Source organism: Actinoplanes sp. NPDC051861 (assembly GCF_040681145.1).
GTDB lineage: Bacteria > Actinomycetota > Actinomycetes > Mycobacteriales > Micromonosporaceae > Actinoplanes.
Genome location: NZ_JBFAYE010000007.1, coordinates 1 through 17211 on the forward strand (window position 1 = coordinate 1; position 17211 = coordinate 17211).

Annotated in this window: 19 protein-coding genes; 9 read left to right on the plus strand and 10 right to left on the minus strand. The window is 69.4% G+C overall.

What is annotated here, in order from left to right:
• From AB0M02_RS20640 to AB0M02_RS20650, 3 genes are all read right to left on the minus strand, one after another.
• Positions 1-324: transposase domain-containing protein (locus AB0M02_RS20640; protein WP_364228975.1), on the minus strand; the 324-nt coding region annotated here is incomplete at its 3' end.
• Positions 325-350: 26 nt separating this feature from the next.
• Positions 351-3014, minus strand: a complete 2664-nt coding sequence (locus AB0M02_RS20645; protein ID WP_364228977.1) for an NB-ARC domain-containing protein — start codon at positions 3012-3014, stop codon at positions 351-353.
• Positions 3015-3018: 4 nt separating this feature from the next.
• Complete coding sequence (locus AB0M02_RS20650; RefSeq protein ID WP_364228979.1) at positions 3019-4512, minus strand: GGDEF domain-containing protein; 1494 nt, start codon at positions 4510-4512, stop codon at positions 3019-3021.
• A 204-nt stretch (positions 4513-4716) separates the two neighbouring features.
• Between AB0M02_RS20650 and AB0M02_RS20655 the strand changes: the two genes are divergently transcribed.
• The 3 genes from AB0M02_RS20655 (at position 4717) to AB0M02_RS20665 (ending at position 7239) form a co-directional block, all read left to right on the plus strand.
• A complete protein-coding gene (locus AB0M02_RS20655; RefSeq protein ID WP_364228981.1) occupies positions 4717-5271 on the plus strand; it encodes a hypothetical protein in 555 nt (184 codons plus the stop codon).
• 70 nt (positions 5272-5341) lie between these two features.
• A complete protein-coding gene (locus AB0M02_RS20660; RefSeq protein WP_364228983.1) occupies positions 5342-6445 on the plus strand; it encodes a phospholipase D-like domain-containing protein in 1104 nt (367 codons plus the stop codon).
• A 92-nt stretch (positions 6446-6537) separates the two neighbouring features.
• A complete protein-coding gene (locus AB0M02_RS20665) occupies positions 6538-7239 on the plus strand; it encodes a hypothetical protein (protein WP_364228984.1) in 702 nt (233 codons plus the stop codon).
• A gap of 11 nt (positions 7240-7250) precedes the next feature.
• Here the strand turns inward: AB0M02_RS20665 and AB0M02_RS20670 are convergent, their stop codons facing one another.
• The gene (locus AB0M02_RS20670; protein WP_364228985.1) at positions 7251-7898 is read right to left on the minus strand and encodes a class I SAM-dependent methyltransferase; all 648 of its coding nucleotides are present in this window, start codon (positions 7896-7898) and stop codon (positions 7251-7253) included.
• A 32-nt stretch (positions 7899-7930) separates the two neighbouring features.
• Positions 7931-8878 carry a DUF6879 family protein gene (locus tag AB0M02_RS20675; RefSeq protein WP_364228987.1) on the minus strand — a complete coding sequence of 316 codons (948 nt, stop codon included), beginning with the start codon at positions 8876-8878 and terminating at the stop codon, positions 7931-7933.
• A 201-nt stretch (positions 8879-9079) separates the two neighbouring features.
• Between AB0M02_RS20675 and AB0M02_RS20680 the strand changes: the two genes are divergently transcribed.
• Together AB0M02_RS20680 and AB0M02_RS20685 are read left to right on the plus strand one after the other, a co-directional pair.
• Positions 9080-9403 (plus strand): hypothetical protein, encoded by a 324-nt coding sequence (locus tag AB0M02_RS20680; protein WP_364228989.1) that lies wholly within the window; start codon positions 9080-9082, stop codon positions 9401-9403.
• Between the two features lie 388 nt (positions 9404-9791).
• Positions 9792-11183, plus strand: a complete 1392-nt coding sequence (locus tag AB0M02_RS20685; protein ID WP_364228991.1) for a ricin-type beta-trefoil lectin domain protein — start codon at positions 9792-9794, stop codon at positions 11181-11183.
• A gap of 170 nt (positions 11184-11353) precedes the next feature.
• Here the strand turns inward: AB0M02_RS20685 and AB0M02_RS20690 are convergent, their stop codons facing one another.
• The 5 genes from AB0M02_RS20690 to AB0M02_RS20710 are packed head-to-tail and all read right to left on the minus strand — an operon-like array spanning position 11354 to position 13886.
• Complete coding sequence (locus AB0M02_RS20690) at positions 11354-11539, minus strand: hypothetical protein (RefSeq protein WP_364228993.1); 186 nt, start codon at positions 11537-11539, stop codon at positions 11354-11356.
• 50 nt (positions 11540-11589) lie between these two features.
• Positions 11590-12582: a hypothetical protein gene (locus AB0M02_RS20695; protein WP_364228994.1), complete on the minus strand. Its 993-nt coding sequence runs from the start codon at positions 12580-12582 to the stop codon at positions 11590-11592.
• Positions 12579-12932, minus strand: coding sequence for a GntR family transcriptional regulator (locus AB0M02_RS20700; RefSeq protein ID WP_364228995.1), 354 nt, complete (start codon positions 12930-12932; stop codon positions 12579-12581). The genes AB0M02_RS20695 and AB0M02_RS20700 overlap by 4 nt, the downstream gene beginning before the upstream one ends.
• A 21-nt stretch (positions 12933-12953) precedes the next feature.
• Positions 12954-13394: an SRPBCC family protein gene (locus AB0M02_RS20705; protein WP_364228997.1), complete on the minus strand. Its 441-nt coding sequence runs from the start codon at positions 13392-13394 to the stop codon at positions 12954-12956.
• Positions 13395-13445: 51 nt separating this feature from the next.
• Entirely contained in the window at positions 13446-13886 is a 441-nt protein-coding gene (locus AB0M02_RS20710) for a MarR family transcriptional regulator (RefSeq protein WP_364228999.1), read from the minus strand.
• A 58-nt stretch (positions 13887-13944) separates the two neighbouring features.
• Here AB0M02_RS20710 and AB0M02_RS20715 point away from each other — a divergent pair, with 58 nt between their 5' ends.
• The 4 genes from AB0M02_RS20715 (at position 13945) to AB0M02_RS20730 (ending at position 17207) form a co-directional block, all read left to right on the plus strand.
• Positions 13945-14970, plus strand: a complete 1026-nt coding sequence (locus tag AB0M02_RS20715; RefSeq protein ID WP_364229001.1) for an LLM class flavin-dependent oxidoreductase — start codon at positions 13945-13947, stop codon at positions 14968-14970.
• Positions 14971-14973: 3 nt separating this feature from the next.
• Positions 14974-15597 carry an NAD(P)-binding domain-containing protein gene (locus AB0M02_RS20720; RefSeq protein WP_364229002.1) on the plus strand — a complete coding sequence of 208 codons (624 nt, stop codon included), beginning with the start codon at positions 14974-14976 and terminating at the stop codon, positions 15595-15597.
• A 172-nt stretch (positions 15598-15769) separates the two neighbouring features.
• Positions 15770-15982, plus strand: coding sequence for a DNA-binding protein (locus AB0M02_RS20725; protein ID WP_364229003.1), 213 nt, complete (start codon positions 15770-15772; stop codon positions 15980-15982).
• A gap of 172 nt (positions 15983-16154) precedes the next feature.
• The gene (locus AB0M02_RS20730; protein ID WP_364229004.1) at positions 16155-17207 is read left to right on the plus strand and encodes a gamma-glutamylcyclotransferase family protein; all 1053 of its coding nucleotides are present in this window, start codon (positions 16155-16157) and stop codon (positions 17205-17207) included.
• The last annotated feature ends 4 nt before the right edge of the window (positions 17208-17211 follow it).

Sequence of the window (17211 nt, forward strand, 5' to 3'; positions counted from 1 at the left end):
GGTCGGCACCGTCCACTGCGCATTCCAGCAGCCGAACCGATCCAGCGAGCCGGTTACCTTCGCGGCAACCTCGGCATAGTCATCGTCCGGAAACAGCGTCATCGCCAGTGTCAGATACGCAGTCACATGCGCCGGGAGTTTCCCGTCGCTGCGTCTCTCCCGCACGTCACACGCCGCCACGGCGTCATCAACCGCGTCCCGCGGGACCTGCGAGATCAACACCCCGAGGGTGACCTGATCAGGACGCACCGCCACAGCCGCCGTCATAACCAGCGATACCAGCAGTGCTACCGCCACGAACAGCACACAACGCCGCACAGCCACGAAAGAGGCACCCCGACAAGATCACCTTAAGCTACGCGGCATTGGGCTAGAGCCCAGCGTTGACGACCCTCGGATTTCGTCGGTGAACTTCCAGGCTGGACATGCCAGACCGAGACCGCAGCGCTACTCATGACGAAGAACAGGCCCTTATCGACACCGGGCACGACAGCCATCGCATATCCCTGGCGATCGTCGCGCGCGAGTTCACGTCCGGTCCCGCACTCGATGAAGGAGATTCCCGAGTCAGCCACCAGTGAGATGACCGAGCCGTCGTAGGAAAAAACAGCTCGCGGGCCGACACCAGATGAAATGGTCGTCTGCCCGGGAGAGTCCAAGTCGTCCATGTCCCACAACACGAGGTGCTCGTCGGCGCACGCCATGAGCCAGCGGCCGTCATCGGAGAAGTTGAGCAAGGGAAAGAGACCGACACCGAATCTGGCTGCTGAACTCCCGTCTCCGTCCAGATCGAACACCTCGATACCACCGCCGGGATAACACACCGCGGCAATATTTCGCCCCATCGGTGTTGTTGTCACCGCGCAACGCCGTGGCGGGCGAGGGAGACTGAACCTTCGAATCGATCGTGATGCGAGCGACAACACCGCGAGTTCGAGGTCTGACCAGCTGACGAGATATGACCCGTCAGGGGTGAAATGACCTCCGTAGTCGTCGTGCACGTGAAAGACGAACGGCGCCCCGTCTCCGAAGACATCGATGACTGCCACTTCGCTCGGATCGAGCCAGAGCGCGAGCTTGTCGCCGGCGAAGTTCAACAGAGGATCACGGTGGTACGGACCCGGCCCATCGATTCGCTTGACCACGGCCCCGCTTTCCACGGAGTAGATCTCGACTGTCCCAGCATCAAGGTCGGGAGGTGGCACGACCGCCACGCGTGTCCCGTCACCGGAGATCGAGGTCGCCGAGCCCTCCGGGATCCAGATGCGCTGGGCCTGCCACCAGGATCGGTCATAGAGGCGGATCGAATTGTCGAAGCACACCGTGACCCCGCCGTCGCCGGGCCGGTAGCGCAGGCGGGTGGGCCGGTCGTCCTCCCGGGTCAGGACTCGGACGAGTGCCGGATGAGTGGGCTCCAGGACACTCTCGTCAACGGTCAGCCGCCGATCGGGCGGCACCAGCGCCGACAGCGCCTCCCGGAGCGGCTGCAACGTCGGCTCGTGAATCACGGCGGTCGCGAGCGTCGTGGCGAGCACCTGCTGATTCGTGCCGCCCGGCAACTGCCACTCGTCGTCCGGCGGCACGGCGTCGAGGAGGTGAGCATGCCGGCGCACGATCCGCCCGAGTGCCTGGGCTGCGGCATCCGGCAGCAGCGCGAGGTCGGACTCGACGGCCGCCGGATTCATCACCTCGAGCTTGCGGACAAGGAAATCCGCACTCAGCAGCAGACTCCGCAGCCGCTCCTCGTCGCCGGCGCCGGCGAGGTGCGCGGGAATCCACTGCCAGAGGAACAACTCCTCGGCCGGCAGCCGCCACCACTGCGGCTCCGGATCGGAGGGTACGAGATCCGCCTGTGCCCTGAGGAACGCGGCGTGCAGATCGCGCAGGGGACGCGCCGGGCGGTGACTCAGATACTTGCGGATGACGTCGTGGAGCGCCAGCCGTGGACCCGGAGCGTCCTGGCGGTATGTGGCAAGTGACAGGTCCGCGAGGCGCTGGCAGAAGCGATGCGCCGTGAACGCCGGCCACCCACCGGTCGATCCCCAATATCGCTCCAGCACCCGGCGCGGCACCTCGACGTCCTCGCCGAAGACAGCCAGTTCCTCATACCGCAGGCGCTCGTCCTCGGTGAGCCGGGCGAGGCTGACGGCCATCGTCGCCTCGACCGCTCTATCCCGGCGGCCCTCCTCGTTGACGTCGAGCACCGTCGGGCCGGCCTCGCCCAGTGCGGCCAGGATCTCCCCGAGCGACTCGCCCACGCCACGGCCCGCCTGCACATCCGCCGCGGCGGCACCGTTGACCAGGCTGAGCAGCAGCGGCCACCGGCCCGTCACGTCGAGCACGTCGCCGACCAGCCGGCCACCGACGGCCGGAAGATCGCCCAGCACGAGGGCGGTCGCGCACTCAGCCGTCATCGCGTCCACGGGTAGCGACGCCGTCGCAGGAGGCAGGACCGTGCTGTCCCGCGTCGTGATCAGCCGGACCACGCCGGGTGCGGCGAACAGGAACGGGTCGACCTGGGCGCGCGACCACACGTCGTCCAGCACCAGCAGGACACGCCGCGTGCCGATGCGCCGCGCCAGCTCCGCGCCCGCCTGCGCCGGAGTCGGAAGGGCCGACGGGGCACCGGTCAGCAGGGCGCAGACACCGTTGATCTCGTTGGCGAGATCCGGGCCGTTCAGCTCGCTGCCGAGCGTGATCCACACGATGCCGTCCGGGAAGCGCTCCTGCACGCGGGCGTCATGCGCGAGCATCCGCGCCAGAGTCGTCTTGCCGAAGCCGCCCGCACCCCGTAGAGCCGTCGCCATGGCCACCGTCGTGGCCGCCGGTTCCAGCACGTGCGCGACGAGCCGATCCATCAGCTCGGGGCGGGGCACCTCACGTCCCGACAACGCCTGCAGAACCGGGCGCCGCCACTGCTCATCGGCCCACCTGTTGCCCTGCGTCCCGGGCCCGGCGTTGATCTGCACACCCTGAGCCCCGCGCAGGTCGAAGTGGCCCGGCAACGGCTCCATCCACTCACGATACGAACGAAGCCGGCCACCGGCTAGCGGCGCCCTTGCCGCCGTGCTTGACCTCGTACATCGCCTCGTCGGCCGCGCGCAGCAAAGCGTCCGCCGCCACCGAGCCGGCCGGGGACACCGCCAGCCCGACGCTCGCCCGGATCCGAACGTCCGTCCCGCCCGGTATGCGGCACGGTGCTTCCAGCGCTCGGACGATCCGGGCGGCGGACGCCGTGGAACCCGGCCTGGCCAGCACCGCGAACTCGTCCCCGCCGAGGCGGGCCACCACGTCGGAGTCCTGGACCACCGCTCGCAGCCGGGTCGCCGTCTCCACCAGCACGGCGTCGCCGGCCGCGTGACCGAAACGGTCGTTCACCGGCTTGAAGTCGTCCAGGTCGATCAGCAGGACGCCGACGTCGCCGGAACCGCGCAGCGCCGCGTCCAGTTCGTCGAGGAACATGGCGCGGTTCGCCAGGCCGGTCAGGCTGTCGGTGAAGGCCATCGTGTGCAGGCGGGCGGCGAGCGCGTCGCGTTCGGCAAGCAGCTCGGTGTTGTCGCGGAAAGCCACGATCTGGCGCGCCACCACGATGCCGGTGCTGCCGACGGCCCCGGCCAGGATCACCCAGGCGCGGACGTCGAGGCCGTGAACGATCAGCGTGACGATCAGCAGGAGATAGGTCAGGGCCACGGCGGCATAGGGCATGAGACTGTACGGGCGGACGCGCGCCGCCGGCCGGACGAGCGCGCCGGAGCGGTAGCGATGCTGCTGCCACCAGGCGAGGATCATCAGCATCGCGTGCGCGGCCACTGTCATCACGAAAACGGGCCCGGGGCGGCCGGTGCGCGCGAGTTCCGGGCCGATCACGCGGGAGACGCCCTCGATCACCGCGGCGACCGGTCCGAGTACACCGACGTGCCAGCTGAACGGTGCCGTTCCGCTGAGGTAGAGCCGCCCGACCACGAACGCCGCGAGCATCGCCGCGACCGGGCCGGCGACCACTCCGGCGACGTCCGAGGCGGCCAGCACGTGCGCGCCCCAGCCGCCGGAGATCGCCCAGTACAGCCCGTACGCGCCGGCGGCCGCGACGACCGTGGCGAGGTCGAGCAGGTAGCAGAGGCGTTCGCGGCGGGACCGGTGCGGCAGGGGATAGGTCATCACGACCGCGACGAGCGTGAAGCCGCCGAGTCCGAGACCGATCGTGCGGGGGATCCCGGTGCCGGTGAGCGAGCCGAGCGCCAGGGGGTCGATCAGCGTGGTGAGGAACTGCACCCAGTCGCCGGCACTGAAGATCACGCCGGCGATGGCGAAACCCCACCAGAAACGCCGCTCCGGGTCGTCGCGGCGCATCAGCCGGACGGCCCGGAACGAGTAGTAGGTCATGGCCGTGGCGAACACCGGCACGGCCAGCCAGGCCGTGATCGACTCCCAGGCCATGACGTCGCCCGGTGAGAGATACAGGAACGCCAGCACAACGGTGATCGCGAGAACGCACACCGGAACGGCGTTCATGACCCTCCCCGGTGTGTGCCTGCTCGAACTTCTCTCTCATCGGCCGTGGCGGCGGCGTGTTGAGATCGCCGGGAGCTGCAACATGATCCGAGCGATGCAGAAAGTTACATTGTCTTTGCAAGGTCTTGCATGAAGCCGAATCCCGCCTAATCTATGATCGTCATCCTCCATTGAGGATGAATCCCCTCAATTCGCGGGAGCTTCATGCGCGCGTCCAAGTTCCTTCTCGCTCTGCTCGTCGGCCTCACCGGTGTCCTCGCGGTGGCCGGCCCGGCGAGCGCCTCGCCGCCGCCACCCACCCGGCTCGGCGGGCTCGACCTCGGCGCCTACTGCCGCACGATCGGGTACGCCGACGCCGCCCTCACCGGCTCGACCGCATACGACTGGCACTGCACGACGGCCGGCGGTGGCCAGGGTGACCTCAGCTTCGCCGCCGCCTGCCGCTGGGCGTACTCCTCGGAGCACGCCGTCGACCGGATCGGCGACTTCTACGACCCGGCGTCGGTGACGTGCTGGCTCGTGCAGCCGGACATCGTGGCACCGGACTTCGAGGAGTACTGCACCTCGACCGGCCACAGCGCCTCGGCACTGCTCGGGACGACGGTCTACGACTGGCACTGCGTCAACTACAACCGGGCGGGACCGACCTACTTCGACATCGATGTGGCGGCCGCCTGCCAGGCCCTCACGTACGGTTACGCCCGCCTTGATCGCTTCGACGACTTCTTCGACGCGACCTCCTGGCAGTGCCGGGTCTGACACCTGGGCGGTGACAGCTTGTCAGCAAGCTGTCACCGCCGCGTTCCCGGCCAGGCTCCACACTGAGGCCATGGCTATTGACCTGGGCAGTGTCGAGTTCTACGCCGGGCCGACCGTGCTCGGTGCCCCGGACGACCTGGACGCGGTCATCCGGAATTTCATCGCGGGTGCCACCACGAGCCTCCACATCGCCGTCCAGGAGCTCGACTCCCGGCCGATCGCCGAGGCCGTCCTCGCCGCGAAGGCCCGCCGCGTACGGGTGCAGCTCATCCTCGAGGGTGACTACCTCACCGAGGAGAAGCCGCCGGACGACCCGTGGACCCTGACCGGTGAGAACGAGGTGAACCGTGTCATCCACGCCGCGCTGCTGCGCTCCGGCGTCGACCTGGTCACCGACCTGAACCCGAAGATCTTCCACCAGAAGTTCATCGTCCGCGACGCCGGGCTGCCCACCGCGGCCACGCTGACCGGCTCGGCGAACTTCACGCTCACCGACACCGGCATCAACCCGCCGGGCCTGGTGCCCAGCGCGTCCGGCAACAACCTCAACCACGTGGTGATCCTGCACGGCAAGACCGCCGCGAGCCTGTACCTGGCCGAGTTCCAGCGCATGCGCAACGGCACGTTCGGCGCCATGCAGGAGCGCGTCGCCTCCCGGCCGGCCGAGTTCCGCCTCGGCAAGATCCGCGTGAAGCCCATCTTCGCCCCCGACCAGGGCCCGGAGATGGAGATCATGAAGCAGATGCTCAAGGCGCGCGACCGGATCGACTTCGCGATGTTCACCTTCGCCCAGTCCTCCGGCATCGACGACACGATGGTCGCGCTGCTCCGGTCCGGCATGCCGATCCGCGGCGTCCTCGACCGTGGGCAGGGTGCCCAGAAGTGGGCCGCCACCCAGCAGCTCAAGGAAGCGGGCGCGGAGCTCTACGCGAACACGTACGGCAACGGCGTCCGCAAGGTCCACCACAAGCTGATGGTCATCGACCAGAAGCTGGTGATCATCGGAAGCTTCAACTACACGGCGCCCGCCGCCACCCTCAACGACGAGAACATCGTGGTCCTGGGCGACCTCGAGGAGAACGACCCGGACGCGAAGGACGCACAGCAGCGGCTGGCCGCGTACGCCCTGGAGGAGATCGACCGGATCGCCACCAAGCTCTCCCACCCACTCTGACCTGGACACGGGCGGTTCCCCGGAACCGCCCACGCCGGGCCGGCCCCCGTTCTATCGTTTCCCCCGTCATGCGACTTCTCGCCCGCGCCGCCATGGCGCTCTTCACCCTCGCCGTCATCACAACGGCATCGCCGTCCGCCGCATCGCCGTCCGCCGCGTCGCCGTCCGCTCCATTGCCGTCCGTCGCGTCGTCGTCCGTCGCGTCGCCGCCGCCGGCTCTCAGCGGCAAGCTGCTCACCGGCAAGGATGTGCCCGCTGCCTATGAGGCCGCCGCCGAGGATCCGTTCGCGCACGTTCTCGAAGTGCTGTTCGATCCCGGCAGCAACGCCGGCGTGGAGTGCCGGCTTCCGGTTGAGGTGCCGCGTGCCGGCTTCACTCCCGGCCACTCGGTGTCGGCCGTGTTCGTCACGAAGCCGACGTACTGGCTGGACGTCAAATCCCTGACCCAGGTCGTGGCCGAGCCGGGCCGGTCCAGGGCGCGGGCGCTCGTCGACGCCGCCGCCGCGCTACCGCAGCGGTGTCCCAAGATCGACACGCCGGGTTACACCATGATGCTCAAGCCGATGACGTTGCCCGCGCTGGGCGACCGCTCGGCCGCCTTTACCGTCGACGTCATGGTCAAGGCAGTGGGGATGGACAACGCCTATGTGGATGCCATGCTGGGCGAGGTCTCGGTCGTGTCCCGCCGTGGAGTGACGAGCGTCGTCATCCTTATGGGTTACAGCTTCCTCGATCACGTCTCGGAGTTGCCGGCCGTGACCCGGAAGGCCGCCGCCAGGCTTACGGCCGCCTGACTGCTCGCCGCTCAACTGGGCCGGCGATGCGCGAACACGAAAGCGCCCTCGGTGTTCGCGTCGGGCCGGTGCAGCATCTCCGCCTCCACGGTGAAGCCGGCCGCCTCCAGCCACTTCGAGACCCGCTCGGGCGGGCGGCGGTGCACGTGGACGTTCATGGGGTGACCGCCGTACCCCTCGGTCTTGAGCCGGCTGCCCTCACCCGCGTGGAATCCGAGCAGGACGACACCGCCCGGCCGCAGCACCCGCCGGAACTCCGCGAGCACAGCAGGCACGTCCTCATCCGGCACATGGATCAGCGAGAACCACGCGAGCACCGCCGCCACGCTGCGCTTCTCCAGCGCCAGCCCGGTCATGGACCCCACCTCGAACCGCAGCCCCGGATACTCCCCGCGGGCCACCTCGATCATCGCCGGCGACAGATCGATCCCGAACGCCTCCAGCCCGATCCCGTCCAGATAGGCCGTGATCCGCCCCGGCCCACACCCCACGTCCGCGACCGGCCCGCCACCCCGCGCCCGCACCAGCTCGGCGAACAACCCCAGAATCCCGCGCTGAAACGGCTCCCCGGCAAGCGCGTCCCGCAGCATCTCGGCGTAGCTGACCGCCACCCTGTCATACGAGACCCGTGTGTCCTCCAGCCAATCCCCAACCGCCATGCCGCGCACAATAGCTCGCACCACCGAACACTTCACGCCGTCTTCCTTGCCGCTCCGGCCGTCTTCCACAGGTCCTCGAACAGCCGCAGGCGCGACTGGACTGTCGCAGCCTCGGTCGTGACACGGGTCTGGATGAAGTAGCGGGGAGTGTCCTCGTCGAGAGGAGGCGCGCTGCTTAGCTCGAAGCAGACCTCCTCGTCGAAGACCACCATGTCGGGTAGCTGGTGCCGTCGAGAAGGCGGGAGATCGGTGGCCACGAGAACCTGGACCGTAATCCCGTTCTCCCGGTGCAGGCGAACGAGGGCCGTCAGCCCAGGATGGGCGGCGAGGCGATCATGAGGGACGACGAACAGACGGCGGACGTCAACGCCGCGGCGAACAGCCTCGCGTTGATTGTCCAGGTAATACGCGCCGATATCGGTGTTCCAGAACCCGTCGTCGGAGAAGTCGCCGCCTGGGCTTTCGGAGCACAGGCTGACCGCGTTCATCGACCGGTGGGCCTGCCGGGTCAGGGTGATCAACCAATCCCGGTTCTCGCCCTCGGTCACGGCGCCACCACGGGTGATGGTCTCGAGGAAGTCGACGGCGGCGGCGATCTCGGCCTGTGCGACGCGAATCGCCAGGGATGGCTCGGATCCGGCGGTGGCACTCAAACCACGCACTGCCCGGCCAGCGAGGTCGAGTCCCGGTGCCGACCCTTCGAGTTGCTGGTAGAGCGCGGTGGCCTCGCTGATCTTCGCGACCTCGGCACGAAGTGCTGCGGTTTGGTCGTCCCTGACGGACCGGAGTGCTGCCTCGACGGACCGCTGGCGGTGCTCCAGATCGAGGAGCAACTGGGTCAGCAGCACGATGCCACCGACCAGCAGCGACAGGATCAGCGCAGGGAAGAGGGGCTGGTCGCTGACGTTGGTGACCAGGAAGGTGAACCCACCACTGGCGAGTGCGACGAGGATCTTCCGCGTGAGCGATGGGGTCTCCACGTCACCTCCGCTGCCGGGCGCACCCCTCATCGTAGTGGCGTGCATCAATGGGCGTGGTGAGCTGGGAGGGCGGTTCGGGGGGTTCGTGCCCTCGTGACCTTGTCGTGATCAGGTGAACTTTTTCGCGGGGGGCTCGACCGGGTGGGGGCAGGACCCTAATCTTGACGCCTCGGAGAACATTGGGTAACGGAAGGTTTCGCGATGACGACCACTGCGGTCGACGTCACCACCAGTCCGGACGGCACTCTCGTTATTCAGCCGTGCGCCGTTCTCGGTGCCACCGAAGCCATCGGGCTTCGTCGAACTCTTGTGCAGGCGATCCGGCACACCCGGCCGTTGCGCCTCGTTCTTGACCTGGCGCTGGTCGAGGAATTGGATCCGATCAACTTGGGTACGCTCGTCGCCGCCTGCCACCTGGGTGACGATCACAAGGTGGCGGTGTTCCTGGATCACCCGTCACCCGCGATCGCCGGCCAGCTCGCTGCCGCCGGCGTTCCCCGTCACCGGGTGCGCGACATCGGCTGAGATCGCGGGGCGGGTTCGGCAGGGGCCGGGGTCGCCGGGCGAGTTTGGCAAGGGGTCGGGGTCGCGGGGCGGGTTCGGCTGGGATCGGGTGCGCGGAGCGGGTTCGGCTCTGTTGATTTCTGAGGTTTCTTGACAGTTGTTAACGCATCGACAAGGCTGACTGTGAGAGCGCTCTCCTTCCCCCGTTAACCCCGGTCAGCGCGCGGACTGTCGTGTCCGCGTGCGGAGAAGGACGCCCATGCTTCGCCCGTTGCGTCATGCGCTGGTCGCCGGTGCGGTTGCTCTCACAGCAATCGGCACGGTTCCGTCGGCGAGCTTTGCCCGTACCCCCGAAAAACCAACGGCCGATGTGGCCGCACCCACCCTGTCGCCCGGCATGCTCGCTGCCATGCGCCGTGACCTGCGGCTGGACGACGCCCAGATCGCCGAGCGGCTCACCACCGAGGCCGCCGCACCCGTCGTCGAGAAGCGGTTGAGGCAGCGACTCGGCGCACGATTCGGCGGCGCGTGGATCCCGTCCGGCGCGACCCGGCTGACTGTCGCGGTCACCAGCGAGGCGGACGCGGCAACGGTGCGTGACGAGGGCGGCGTGCCGAAGATCGTCCAACGCTCCGAGCAGTCACTCGCGGCCGCGCGGGCGAAGCTGGACCGCAACGGCGCGCGGGCCGGTGACAAGATCCGCAGCTGGTACGTCGACCCGGCAGCCAACAGCGTCGTGATCGTGACCGCGCCGGGCGCCGAGGCGGCGGGGGAGAGGTTCGCGGCGAGCAGCGGCGCCGGGCAGGTGACCGTGAAGACGGCCGCCGAGGCGCCGAGCCCGATGTACGACATCCGCGGCGGCGACCAGTTCGTCATCAACGGCAACACGCTGTGCTCGGTCGGCTTCGCGGTCGCCGGCGGCTTCGTCACAGCCGGTCACTGTGGTGGCGCGGGCAGCCCGACGCTCGGCTTCAACAACGTGGCGCAGGGGACGTTCGCGGGTTCGTCGTTCCCTGGCAACGACTACGCCTGGGTACGCACGAACGGCAACTGGGTGTCACAGCCGTGGGTGAACAACTACTCCGGCGGCAACGTCCTGGTGTCCGGCTCCCAGGAGGCGGCGATCGGCAGCTCGATCTGCCGCTCCGGCCGCACCACGGGCTGGCGCTGCGGCACGCTGCTCGGCAAGAACGAGACGATCAACTACGCGCAGGGTTCGGTGTCCGGGCTGAGCCGTAGCAACGCGTGCGCGCAGCCCGGTGACTCGGGCGGCTCGTGGATCTCCGGGAACCAGGCACAGGGCGTGACGTCGGGCGGCAGCGGCAACTGCACCACGGGCGGCACGATGTGGTTCCAGCCGGTGAACGAGATCCTTCAGGTGTACGGGTTGTCGCTGACCACTACCGGTGGCGGCGGTGGCGGGACCGCTCTGATCAGCAACTGGAACAACAAGTGCATCGATGTTCCGAACAGCAACTTCTCGGATGGTGTGCTGGTGCAGATGTGGGGATGCAACGGCACCGGTGCGCAGAAGTGGGAGGCGGTCGGGGGAGCGCTCCGCACGGGCAACAACAAGTGCCTGGATGTGCCGTGGGGATCGACCGCGAACGGCGTCGTCATCCAGATCGTGACGTGCAGCGGGAACCCGGCCCAGCAGTGGGTGTTGAGCGCGGCCGGCGATCTCGTGAACCCGCAGGCGAACAAGTGCCTGGACATCCAGGACTGGAACGGGAACGACGGCGCGCGGATCCAGCTGTGGGACTGCGCGGGCACGTCGAACCAGAAGTGGCGCCGCGGGTAGGCATCAGGACCCCTCGGCCGTCGGGGCGTCGTCCCGGCGGCCGGGGGTGAACCGGGCGGCGATGAGCGAGGCGGGCACCGGCTGCAGGGGCCGGTCCCGGGCTGCCATGAGTGAGGCAGGCCTCGGCTGCAGGACCGATCCTGGCCGCCGGGGCGCTTCCCGTTTCCTTGTCAGCGCCGCACGACGTGCCGGGAGCTTGCCCCGGGATGCCGGGACAGGAGCCGGACGTCGCCCGGGTCGTCGGTGCCACTTTCGTCTGCGTCCGCGGTGGCGGATCGGCCGGGCCGGATGAACGCCTCGGCCAGCTTGTCACCGTGGATCTTCTTGGGTTCCGCGGGTTGATGAGTTTCTGCCATCCCTTCATGGTCGTCCAGCCCCGGCCCGGGCGATGCTGGTTTGCGGCTCTTCAGTTGTGGATGCGGGTCTGCAAGGCGGTGATCAGGGCGGCCGGTGTCTGGGGACGGTCGAGGGTGACCGCGAAACGGCGGCCGTCGGTCAGGTAGAGGACCAGGCCGGGTCCGGCTCGCAGGACCAGCGCGGAGCGGCCCGGGACGACCCGGTAGCCCCAGCCTCCCCACTCCACCGGATTGATCTCCTGGGCGCCGGCGCTGACGATCTCGGCCAGGGGGATGTGCTTGACCGTCACACCGATCAGGCCGGCCACCAGACGCAGCCCACGGCGGTCGACGGTGAGGCGGATCCGCCCGAAGACGATCGCGGCCGCCAGCGGAACGAGGGCGACCAGCCAGAACCCGGCGTCGAGTGTGAGGGCGACGACGACCACGACTGCGGCGCCGGTGCCCAGCACCGCGGTGATCAGGGGAGATCGAAGCGTCGTCGTGTAGGCGGCCCGCTCGGTCGGCGAGAGGTCGAGCGGCTCGCCGGCCGGGGAGAGCTCCGGCAGCGGATAGGCGGCGCGCCCGGCAACAGCCCAGACCGCCACGCCCCACGCCAGGCCCATCAGGAAGTACAGAAATCCCGCACCGAGCCTCGCGTCCGCCGGGTTCGCCAGGGTCGCCGTTGCGGTGGCCACCCAGATCCCGGCCGCGGCCCCACCGACCGACCCGGCGGCCGCCAGCACGAAGCGCGAGTAGTAGGCCCGTCGCGCCGCACTCTGGTCGCTCGCCGCCGTGACGGACGTGCTGTCAGAGGGCGGCGCCCCGCGATCCGCGCGGGCCGCGGTCACGGCCGCGGCGAGGGCTGTGCAGCCGGCGAGGATGCCGATGACCAGTAGGGTGGCCCCGAAGGTTGTGGTGGCGCTGTAGCCGTTCGCGGAGCCGGTGCCGTTCCAGTGGGTGGCGAGTTGGCCCGGCAGCTCGGCGGACCAGGCTGCCCAGGTCACCGCGGTGATTGCCGCAGGTAGCCAGGCCATCGCCGCCGCGGTCAGCAGTCTCCTCATGGCTGTGCCTCCCTCACCATCGCGAGCATCTCCGCCTCCTCCAGGCCCTGCCGGCGCGCTTCCCGGACGAACTCCCGAGCCAACTCGGCCAGCCGCAGCCGGGTGGCGTCGGCGTCGCCGCGCACCACCGCGCCGCGGCCGCGGCGCAGCTCGATCAGGCTTTCGTCACGCAACCTCGCGTACGCCCGGAGCACCGTGTGCAGGTTGACGTCGAGAACCTCGGCCAGTTCCCGGGCGGACGGCAGCCGCTCGCCCGGTGTCAGGTCGCCGCGCATCACGCCTCCGCGCACCTGAGCGGCGATCTGGTCGGCCAGCGGCTCGGCGGCCGCCACGTCCACCCGGAGCAACATGTTTGCATTCTACTATAACAATCAGCTCCTTGCCTCAACGGCCTTGATGGTCTGCTGGAAGGCCTTGCGCAGGAAACCCTTGGCGACGGTCCCCAGCAGGAAGCCGGTGATCCTGCCCTTGAGGTTCTTGCCGTCGCGAACCACCACGGCATGGATCGCCGTCGTGCCGTCCGGCCGCGGGCTCAGCGTGTAGGTATGCCCGGACGCCCCGCCCCAGATGTTCGAGTCGGTGGTCGTCATGACGATCCGGTGCGGGTCCGCCCAGTCGTACGCCAGACGTTCCCAGACCCCACCCGACCCCTCGGTGACATCGGCGCTCGTCGCGCCCTGCGAGTGAACCCTCAAGTATTCGTCGGCGCTGTTGCCGAACAACTCCGAACGACCGGGCCCGAAGTCCGTGATCGCCTTGACGAACTGCTCGGGGGTGGCGGTGGTGGTCTCGTGGAAGTGGATCGTGGACATCGTCGGTGTCCCTCTCTGTTCGGCTGTGACCAGCCTGCCCCGGGACCCCCGTCAATCGAGCCCGTGACCATCCCTGGCGGAGGCCCGCAGTGCCCTGGTGACGTCGGCCAGGGCATCCAGCTGCTCCGGGGTCAGCACGTCGACGAACAGTTCCCGGACCGCCGAGAGGTGCGGAAACGTCGCCGCGTGGAAGGCGGTCAGGCCGGCCTCCTCGGCGATCACGTCGCGTTCCCGGCGGATGAGGCCGCGCCGCTCCATCCGGCCCAGGTGGTGTGACAGCCGGCTGCGTTCCCAGCTGATCGTGGCCGCCAGCACCGACGGCCGCAGCCGGTGCTCCGGCGCCTCGCTCAGAGCGAGCAACACCGCGTAGTCGCCGGGGGAGAGTCCCGAGTCGGCCTGCAGTCGTGTCGCAAGGCGGGCGCGCAGCGCCTCCGTGGTCTCGATGAACTCCCGCCAGACCTGCAGCTGATCTCGCGTGGGAAGCCGGGGCATAACTCGCCACCTCCCGTTGTTGACATGTCAACACTAGCTTGATCAGGAGGGATTCACCATGATCCTGGGCCTTGACACCTTCGGCGACGTGCCGGTCGACGACACCGGCGCGCCCGTCTCGCACGCCGCCGCGATCCGGCAGGTCGTCGAGGAGGCGGTCCTCGCCGACGAACTCGGTGTCGACGCGATCGCGCTCGGCGAGCACCACCGCCCCGAATACTCCATCTCCACGCCGGAGACGGTCCTGGCCGGGATCGCGGCGCGGACGCGACGGATCAAGCTCGCGTCCGGCGTCACCGTGCTCAGCTCCGACGACCCGGTCCGGGTCTTCCAGCGCTTCGCGACCGTCGACGCCATCTCGAACGGCCGCGCCGAGGTGATCCTCGGCCGTGGCTCGTTCACCGAGTCGTTCCCGCTGTTCGGGTACGACATGGCTGATTACGACGTGCTCTTCGAGGATAAGCTCGAGCTGTTCGTGAAGCTCCTCGACGAGAAGCCGGTGTCCTGGTCGGGCACGACCCGGCCGGCCCTGGACAACGCGGACGTCTTCCCCAAGACCGACTCCGGCCGGCTGCCCACCTGGGTCGGCGTCGGTGGCTCGCCGCAGTCGGTGGTCCGGACCGCGCGGCACGGCCTCCCGATGATGCTCGCGATCATCGGCGGGCATCCGTCGCGTTTCGCGCCCTATCTCGACCTGTACCGCCGGGCCGCCGAGCAACTGGGCACGGTCGCGCACCCGGTCGGCATGCACTCGCCGGGATTCGTCGCCGACACCGACGAGCAGGCGAAGGAGTTGTTCTATCCGGCATACAAGGTCATCCGCGACCGTATCGGTGCGCTGCGCGGCTGGCCCCCGCTGCGGCGCGGCGAGTTCGACGCGGAGGTGGAGGGCGGCTCCCTTTACATCGGGTCGCCGGAGACCGTCGCGCGCCGCATCGCCCGCGCCGCCGGTGACCTGGGTGTGGGGCGTTTCGACCTCATCTACACCGCCGGGGCGCAGCCGGCCGGCGCCCGGATGCGCGCGGTGGAACTGTTCGGCTCGAAGGTGATCCCGATGGTCCGCGACATGCTCTCGGAGGGCTGACCGGTGCCCACCATCGGCATCCTCGGCGCCGGCAAACTCGGCACCGTCCTCGCTCGCCTGGCGGTGGCCGCCGGGTATCGCGTCCTGGTGGCCGCCTCCGGACCTCCTTCCAAGATCTCGCTGATCGTCGAGGTGGTGACGCCCGGTGCCGAGGCGGTCTCCGCCGCCGAGGCCGCGGCGCAGGCTGACGTGGTGATCCTCGCCCTGCCGCTGGGCAAGTTCCGCACGGTCCCGGTGGCCGAGTTGCGGGGCAAACTCGTGCTGGACGCCATGAATTACTGGTGGGAGGTTGACGGGTTGCGTGACGACCTCCATTCGTCGAGCGCGCAGGTGCAGGAGTTCCTGCCGGGCGCGCGGGTGGTCAAGGCCTTCAATCACATGGGTTACCACGATCTGGACGCCGGTCCCCGGCCACCGGGCGCGCCCGGCCGCAAGGCGATCGCCATCGCCGGAGACGATCAGCTCGCGCTGCGGGACGCCGCCGAGGTGGTCGACGCGCTGGGTTTCGACCCGGTGGTGGCGGGGAGCCTGGCAGACGGCGTGCGCATGGAGCCGGGCACGCCGATCTTCGGCGCCAACACGGACGCCGCGGGGGTGCACGACCTCCTTGCCGAGGCTCTCCGCTAGACGTGGTCGCCGGCCAGGTCCACGCCCGGGTCTGGCCGGTGACCGCCGTGGCGGTGCTGATTGTCGGCATCTCGCCCTCCTCGAGCCGGGTGGGTTCCGGTGATGGGGAGAGTTCAGTGCCTGCCCAAGGGGCCGAGTCAATAGCGCGGGGGAGCGGATTTATCGTGAGCCGATGACGACTCGCGACGTGCCCGCGCAGATCGGCGACCTGCCACCTATCGGGCGGCCCGCCAACAGCGCTTTTCTGGCGGCCGGAATCACGACGCTCGCCCAGGTGGCACGGCACAGCCGCCGCGACCTGCTCGCCATGCACGGCGTCGGTCCGAAAGCGATCAGAATCCTCGCCGAGGCGCTGTCCGAGCGAGGACTCAGCTTCACCGAATAGTTCCGCCCGGGGCCGCCCGCGCCGCATCCGGCTGAGCCGGGTGCCAGAGCCGGCTGGGTGACCTGGGCTGGGCCTGGCCTGATCAGGTGGCGGGCCGGGCGGCCGAAACGGCGAGGGTGGCTGGGCACGACGAAGGATGCGGCAGCGACCGGCCTTGACGCAGAATCACACGATGCCCACCGAGGTCGCCGACGCCGCGCCGGGCCCGGTTCGCCCCGGGCAGCCCGCCGCGGACTTCGCCGTCGACCCCTATCCCGGATGCCGGCCGGCCGGTTCCTGGGTGATCGACCGGGCCGGGCGCTGCTGGCCCGTCACCCCGGACGAGGGAATGCCCAGCGGCTGGGCGGTCGGCGGCCGCTGCCTTGACGCCTGGCTCACCGGCCAGGGCGCCACGCCGCTCGCCGGCCGGATCCCGCTGCTGTCCTACGGCTCCAACGCATGTCCCGGCAAGGTCCTGGCGAACGGTACGCCGCTCCCCGTCGTCTCGCTCGCCTGTGAGATGGACGGGCTCGCCTCGGCGTGGTGCACCGGGCGCACCCGGGCAGGCAGGATCCCGGCAACGCTCGCGGCGGTGCCCGCACACAGCGAGACCGCGGTCGTCATGATGGCCGACCCCGCCGAGCTCGCGGTACTGGACGTGATCGAGGGGCGTGCCACCGGCTGGTACGCCCTGCGCATCCTGGACACCGGCCGCGTGACCCTGGAGAACGGCGCCCGGGTGCTGCGGCCCGCGGCATATGTCGGTGCCCGGCCGGAGCGACTCCCCGCGGTCACCGGCGGGCGCCTCGCGCTGCGGACCGGTGAACCGGCGCCCGGCAACCCGATGCCGGGTGAGGACGTTCCCCTGGGTACCTATCCGCACCCGGGGGAGTGCACCCCGGCCGTCTTCACGTACGGCACGCTCATGCCGGGCCAGATCCGCGCGCACCTGATCGCCGACCGGCTCGACTCCGAGCCCTGGGACGCCGAGGTGTTCGGGGACCTGCGCGACACCGGCCACGGTTACCCCGCGTTGAACGCCGCCGCCGATCGCAAGGCACCCGGCGTACTTTGTGAGGTCCGTCCGTCCATGATGGCGGATACGCTGGAGACTCTCGACGAGGTGGAGGGAACGACCGATGGCCTCTACAGCCGTCAGCTTCGGAATGTCGGTGGCGTCCTGGCCTGGGTCTACGTCGCCGACGGGTGTGCCGGCATCGGTGTGCCGATCGACGCCTGGCGCTGACATG